This window comes from Prosthecobacter sp., assembly GCF_044222345.1.
Taxonomy (GTDB): domain Bacteria; phylum Verrucomicrobiota; class Verrucomicrobiia; order Verrucomicrobiales; family Verrucomicrobiaceae; genus Prosthecobacter.
In genome coordinates this window covers 1-6,292 of the sequence record NZ_JBGANL010000121.1, presented here as the reverse complement: position 1 = coordinate 6,292, position 6,292 = coordinate 1, and the positions used below count along the sequence as shown (strand labels likewise).

Genomic DNA, 6,292 nt, shown 5'->3' with positions numbered 1-6,292 from the left:
CCGGCGAGGCCGTCGAACGTAGTGGCGACACATCCAGCTCGGTGCTGGTGCAAAACATCAACGTGGAAGGCCTTTACGTCGGCCAGGGCGTGACCGGCAGCGGCATCCCGGCAGGCACCAAGATTGCCGAAATCATCGACACACCACCCACGGCCAGCTATGACGTTTATCCGCCCGTGATCACGGCAGGCCAGCGGGCCATCAAGCTCACCAAGGCCGCCACCACGACCGTTATCGGTGGCACCCTCACCTTTGCGGCTGGCACCGGCCTGCCTGTCGCTGAATGCCCGGCTGATGAATACGCAGGCTGGAGCAAGGAAAAAGCCATCCTCCTACGCTAATCATGCCGCCGCTCAAAACATGGCTCCCGATCCACCAGACCACGCCGAAGCGCGCGGGCTTTCGTGGACGCGCGGGCCAAAATGGTGAGAATGGCGCTGATTCTACCGTGCCAGGTCCGACCGGCCCGGCAGGCGAGAAAGGGGACAAGGGCGACAAAGGGGATAAAGGCGACACCGGAGCGACCGGAGACGCTGGGGTGAAAGGGGACAAAGGAGACAAAGGCGATGATGGAGCCACGGGACCAGCCGGACCGACAGGGCCAACCGGACCCACAGGCCCAACAGGACCAGCCGGAGCCGATGGGGCCACAGGCCCGCAAGGGCCGCAGGGTGAACCCGGCCCAAAAGGCGACCCCGGCGACAAGACGGCCATCGTCACCACGCGCCAGGGACCGACCAAGTTCTTTTGTGATGAGGCGACGGAAATCTGGTTTCACGACCGCCATTTTCACGTTGATCCTGCGGAGCCGTTTGTCATCGACGAACGCTATCTGGATGCCATCGAAGCTGAAACGCTGCACGTCTCCGCGCTGGTGCCATCTCCAGGCTGGATGGTATGGGCCACGGTAGAACTCGCCGAGCACGGCAAGATGGTGCTGTCTTTTACCACGCACCCGCTCTTGCGCAGCACACCTATTTGCCGCGTGAATCTCACGCTCTCCGCCATCCGCAAGGGCCGCATGGGCCGCCGTTTTGAAAAGGCCACCACCGAGCAGCAACGCCTCAATGCTGAACGTTGGCAATACCTGTCTGCCGAGCCTGAACCCGTCTCGATCTTTACATGAAAACGCTCCCCAACCCTTTCGTGAATCTCGTCAATCCGTTCGTGACGCCCATCGGTGAACAGCGCACGGTGATGCCGCTCGACAAGCAGCAGGCCGCGCAGGTGCAGGAGCAGATGGGGCCGCCGTTGCGGGTGCGACCACTCAGCGCGGGCAATGCGAGCAAATATGCGCAGAAGACCGTGAAAGATCCGCGCTGGGGGCTGATGACCGTGGATGACAAGACGCGGCCCGTGTTCACCGATCCGAAGGGAGGGCACACCGTGGGCAGCAGCACGCAGAGTCTCGGCGCACTCGGCGGACCAACCCTGATGCCGAACATGACGGCGCCGGGAGCCAACTTTTCCTTTGGCATGGGGCGAGATGACCGCAGCCAGCGCAGTATTGACGGCAGCATTCCGCACGGGGCGGACCCGTTCGGCCATCAATTCGGCGATCCCTTCCAGGGCGGAGCCGATGCGTATGGCAAACCCGACCCTTTCATGGCCGATGGCTCGCGCAATCCGTTTTACATGGCGGAAGGTGGCCCAGTCGTCGGACCTGGCGGGCCGACGGATGACAAGATTCCGGCCAAACTGAGCAACGGGGAGCATGTTGACAAAGCCAGCACAGTGCTATGGCTGGACTCAAAACCTTTAACAAACTGGAAAAGGCTGATGAAGGACTGGCGCGCTGAAAGGCCGACCAAATGGTCAGCCCGATGATGGGCGAAGACGCCGACGAGAAGACCAGGCCCGGCATGGCGGACATGCGCGAACAAGGCTGAGCGAGATGGGTGATCCGTGACTACCTGCGGTGGCCGCGTGATGAAGATGGCGAAGAGGTTTGCCGTCCGTATGCCGATGATCCGATGCTACGCACAGCGGCAGCAGGAGGCGCGCGATGCCCAGCTCGCGCAGGATGGCATACCGATCAGGGCGCGGCTATGACGCTCGCCAATTCTGCGGCACCGGCTACAGCACGCCCACATGCTGCTGCAGAACGCCAGGAAGTTTGAAAACAAAGGCGGGACTTACACAATGCAGCCGATGAAAGCCGGGAACCCCTACGGGACCACTACAGACTGGGGAATGAAACCGGTAAATGACGTCATTCCATCGTCAAACCCATGGGCCGCCGACGCACTCCCTTTTGATCGCTCCGCCGTCCGCGCCGACATCGCCGCGCAGACGCGCGCCATGCAGCCAGGCGCGGAGGTCCGCCGCGCTGCCGATCTCGGCGATGCTGCCACCGAGATGGCGCTGAAGCCAAAAGGCCGCGGGGAAATCACCGTGCCCAATGCCAACCCCTTCCCGTATGGCGACCACGGCGGCACGGCCCGCACCGGCTTCATGGCACCATGGGAGAAGGACGAAGCCAGACGCGCCGCCGCTGATGCCGCCAGCGGACGCCCTGAAGGCGTGCGCAAGACCGACTGGCGCAGATTCAACTCCTCTCCCGAGGGCATCGCTAGCAGGCTGAAAACGCAGGCCAGACAGCCCGTGGTAACTCCCCAGATGGCGCGCTTAATGGGGCTGGAGATCGCGAGCATGGACAGCCAAGGGAATATGCAGTTTTCCAAGGGCGAGCGCACAGGCCCGACTGTCGAACAGCAGCTTTCCCAATTGGAAACAGTGATGACCACCGACCCCGACGTTAAAAAACGCGAATCAGCTTTGGCGCGATGGAAGGAAATCACGCAGACGGACCGCTCCTTGCCCGAAATGAAACGCGATCAAATGAAAGGCGTGGACCCGATTACGGGTGAGGCGATCATCTTGGAACGCGAGAAGGGTTCTGATGTCTGGAAGCCTGCGAAGGTGGAAGGAAAAGCTCCAAGTGGAGCAGCCATGCCGCCATCTGGTGCGCCGACACGCTTTGAGGCTTCAGCCACAACGACGCGCGAGCAGATCGCGGCACTGCCAGTGGGCACCGAAATCTATCGGGATGGCAAACTGATAGGCAAGAAGAAGTAACCGTCATGGTGCTGCTTTGATGACCTGATCGAGCCGGTAGGCCTCGCCGGGATTTGACCAGTTTGATCGAACCTGCCGACGCCAAATGACTTTGCGGATTTGATTGAGCCCATGGATGCGCAGCCGGGCCGCCTGGCATCGGCTGGTGGGCAGGGCGGGCGTTCGTTATGATCTAGGCACCGGCGTGATAGGCGGTGCAGCAGAAATGCTGGACGCGGGTGCGCGGATGGGTTACGCTAAAGCTACCGGCACGCGGTCCGGTGGCTTGTTTGGCATCATCGGTCAAGGCGCGGATGACGTGCAGGCTGGGCTGAGCGGGTTTACCCGCATGGGCTGTTCGTGCAAGCTGCCGTTGTGGGCGGTGCCACGCAGGCGATGGGCTTGCTGAACAGGCGCGGCGGCGAATGCTGGTGCAGGCGGTGCGGCCATGACGGCGGTGCCTTTGACGGCAGCGGTCTTGCAGGGCGCGAATCAAGGCATCGACACGGCCAAGGAGGTGGGCATCGTACAGCTGGAGCGAAACAGATGACGGCCTTTGGCGCGATCGAAGCGGGCACGGGATGATTGGCGGCATCGGTGGCTTAGAAAACGGCGACGCTGGCGCTGACATCGCCGGTGAAGCGGACATTTGGCCAGGTGTTGAAGCAAAGGAGGAAAGAACAGTACAGCGGGGATGGGGAACGCCTGCGGCAATGCAGGATGGCTGCTGGCCCGTGTGGCGTGACCGACGTTGATCATTAAAACAACTGGTTACCTGAAAAGTGACTCACTGGCGGCGGATGCAGCTTCGTGAATTCACGTTTATGGGGACGTGGAGGGCTAAGGTGCCTTCAACGTTGGCGGGCGCAGGTGGCTAGCTAGTGCTGCGTCCGATAGATTACGCGGATTTGATTGAGCCTGCTCCGGGTGCTGCCGATGTTCCCGATTTCCGCAATCTTGACCCGTTCAAGGCACCGGCTCCGGCTTTTGAGCCTGCAATGCCAAAAACCGCGCGGTTTGTGCCGACCGAACCTTTGACCCCCGAACAACAGGCGCAGGTGGATGCAGACCGGCTGGCGTTTGAAACACGCAACGCCCAGCTTCGCCGTGCTGCTGATGCAGCCAAACCAAAGCAACCGCAGATCCCGGATGCACCTTATGGTGGACGGGACATCTTGGATTTCGTCAACGAGAACCCCATCAACGTGCCGCGCAAGGATGCGACGAAGACGACCGCTGGCGAATACGACTGGATGGAGACGGTGGAGATGCCGCGCTATTACCGGAAGTTCCTCGTGAGCACGGAGCGCGGCAGCAAGGTGGATCAGGTGGCCCAACGTGCCTTTGATGAGGGGCTCATTGCAGACCCGTCACCAGATGCGCTGATAAAAGCCGTGCAAGACACCATCGGCGCGCGCACGACTTACAAGATGGAGGTGCGCAGGCAGGAGAAAAATTTGCGAGATCAGGAACGCCGAACGGTGGAGTTTGACAAGGCGCAGACCGCGAGCGTGAAGGATGGAGGCAAGGCTGTAGACTTTCAGCAAATGTCGCCAGGCGACAAGCTGGCCATCGACGGGGAAGACGTGGAAGTGATGCGTGTGGAGACCGATGAAGCTGGCTTCTCCACAACCGTGACGCTGAAAGATGGGAAGCGCTTTGGCGTGCTGAGCTTTGATGCAACGGCGCAGACTGGTGTGATCGCCGATGGACTGAAGGCCGAACCACGGACTGGCTGCGTTGATTCGAAGATGCCGCAAAATGGGACTGCTGACGTTTCTGCTGGATCTCCTGATTTCGTTGGTGACCCGACTGCTGAGACGCGTGTGGCGGCTGGCGCGCCGGGCGTTTCGCCAATAAATTCCACCAGTGTAATCCGTGGGTCCGAGCGGGCGGCGTCCGATAAGACCGAGACGCAGGCAATCGGTGCAGGTTCAAGTCCTGCCACTGGTGCCTTTCAATCCGAAGGCGGCCCTGGTGCGGCAGCGGCTACGGAATACAAGGCCAGTGAGGCTTTGAAGAGCATTGACCCGACACGATTCCAAACAGCGGACAGGCTCATTTATCGCAGGTCGCCAGAAGCGGAATTGGATCAGATCGCAGCGCAGATGCTGGACGAAGGAAATCTGGAGACGTTCACGGATCAGCTTTTGACGCAATCGCCGGAAGAGATTGGATTCACCGGCCGTGAATACGTGGCGCTGGCAGGACAGGCGATGTTTCGCTGGGAACAGAAGGCTATGGCAGCGGAGAAGACAGGCAAGGCCGCCGAGCAACGCACAGCGGAGAGCCGGGCCGCTCGTCTCTTTGAGCTGGTGCAAGACGGGCTAAACCGTGGGGCGAGTGTGACGCAGGTGGGTGCCTATCTAATGCGGAGTGATCCACTTTTCATGCTGCGCAGACAGGTGGCGAAAATCGAGCAAGCGCAGATCGACGACGCAAAGGCGGCAACTGGCATTGATCCCCAGTCGCTGGAAGATGAGATCAAGCGGCGGGTGCAAGAGGAACTCGACCGGCTGGCTGAGCTGCGAGACATCGAAGCCGAAGACCAAGCCCGCAAGGGCCGGGCAATGACACCTGAGGGACAGGCGAAGATTCTCATTCGCCAGATATCGCAGCAATTCACCGACACCAGCTCCGGCCGTGATGGGCCGCCAAAGATCGCCAACCAGGTGAAAGCACTGGTGAAACGCGCGATGAAAGGCGAAGACGTGGGGCTGGAGAATGCGCTGAGAGGTCTGGGCATTTCCGAACCGAATGTGGTGCGGCTGACTGGACTGGCTGAGGAAGGCGCGCGTCGTGTGAAGACAGCCGCACGCGACAAGGCAGCGGCCAAAGTGGTGAAGAGTCTCGAGCCTAAGGCACCGCGCAAAGCAAGATCGAAGCTGCCGCCCATGATCAAGAAGATGATGGATGCCATCGACTCCGGCATGGTGCTGACGAATCCTGAGTTTCTCAAAGCCTACCGGGAGGCATTTGATATTCCCGACACGCTGACACCGGAGCGCATGGCTAAAATGCGCGCTCTCGCTAACACCATCCGCGAGGGACGCAAGGGCAGCGCAGAGGTAGCTGAGGCAATGGCGGCGATGCAGGATGAACTGGCTTTAGCCAAAGGCCTGAAAGTAGCTGACCTGATCCGCGCTGGTTGGTATGGCAGCCTGCTGAGTGGCATCGGCACGCAGGCGGTGAACATCGCGCAGAATGCAGCAAACGGTGGACGCATCGGCCTACA

At 60.8% G+C, this 6,292-nt stretch carries 5 protein-coding genes; all 5 read left to right on the top strand.

What is annotated here, in order from left to right; all coding sequences use genetic code 11:
- The coding region (locus tag ACILSL_RS26750) for a hypothetical protein (protein WP_395735131.1) at positions 1–341 on the top strand (341 nt) is incomplete at its 5' end.
- Between the two features lie 2 nt (positions 342–343).
- Positions 344–1,126 carry a hypothetical protein gene (locus ACILSL_RS26745; RefSeq protein WP_395735130.1) on the top strand — a complete coding sequence of 261 codons (783 nt, stop codon included), beginning with the start codon at positions 344–346 and terminating at the stop codon, positions 1,124–1,126.
- Entirely contained in the window at positions 1,123–1,827 is a 705-nt protein-coding gene (locus ACILSL_RS26740) for a hypothetical protein (protein WP_395735129.1), read from the top strand. The genes ACILSL_RS26745 and ACILSL_RS26740 overlap by 4 nt, the downstream gene beginning before the upstream one ends.
- A gap of 366 nt (positions 1,828–2,193) precedes the next feature.
- Positions 2,194–3,078 (top strand): hypothetical protein, encoded by an 885-nt coding sequence (locus ACILSL_RS26735; protein ID WP_395735128.1) that lies wholly within the window; start codon positions 2,194–2,196, stop codon positions 3,076–3,078.
- 1,298 nt (positions 3,079–4,376) lie between these two features.
- A partial coding sequence (locus ACILSL_RS26730; protein WP_395735127.1) for a hypothetical protein occupies positions 4,377–6,292 on the top strand: 1,916 nt, incomplete at its 3' end.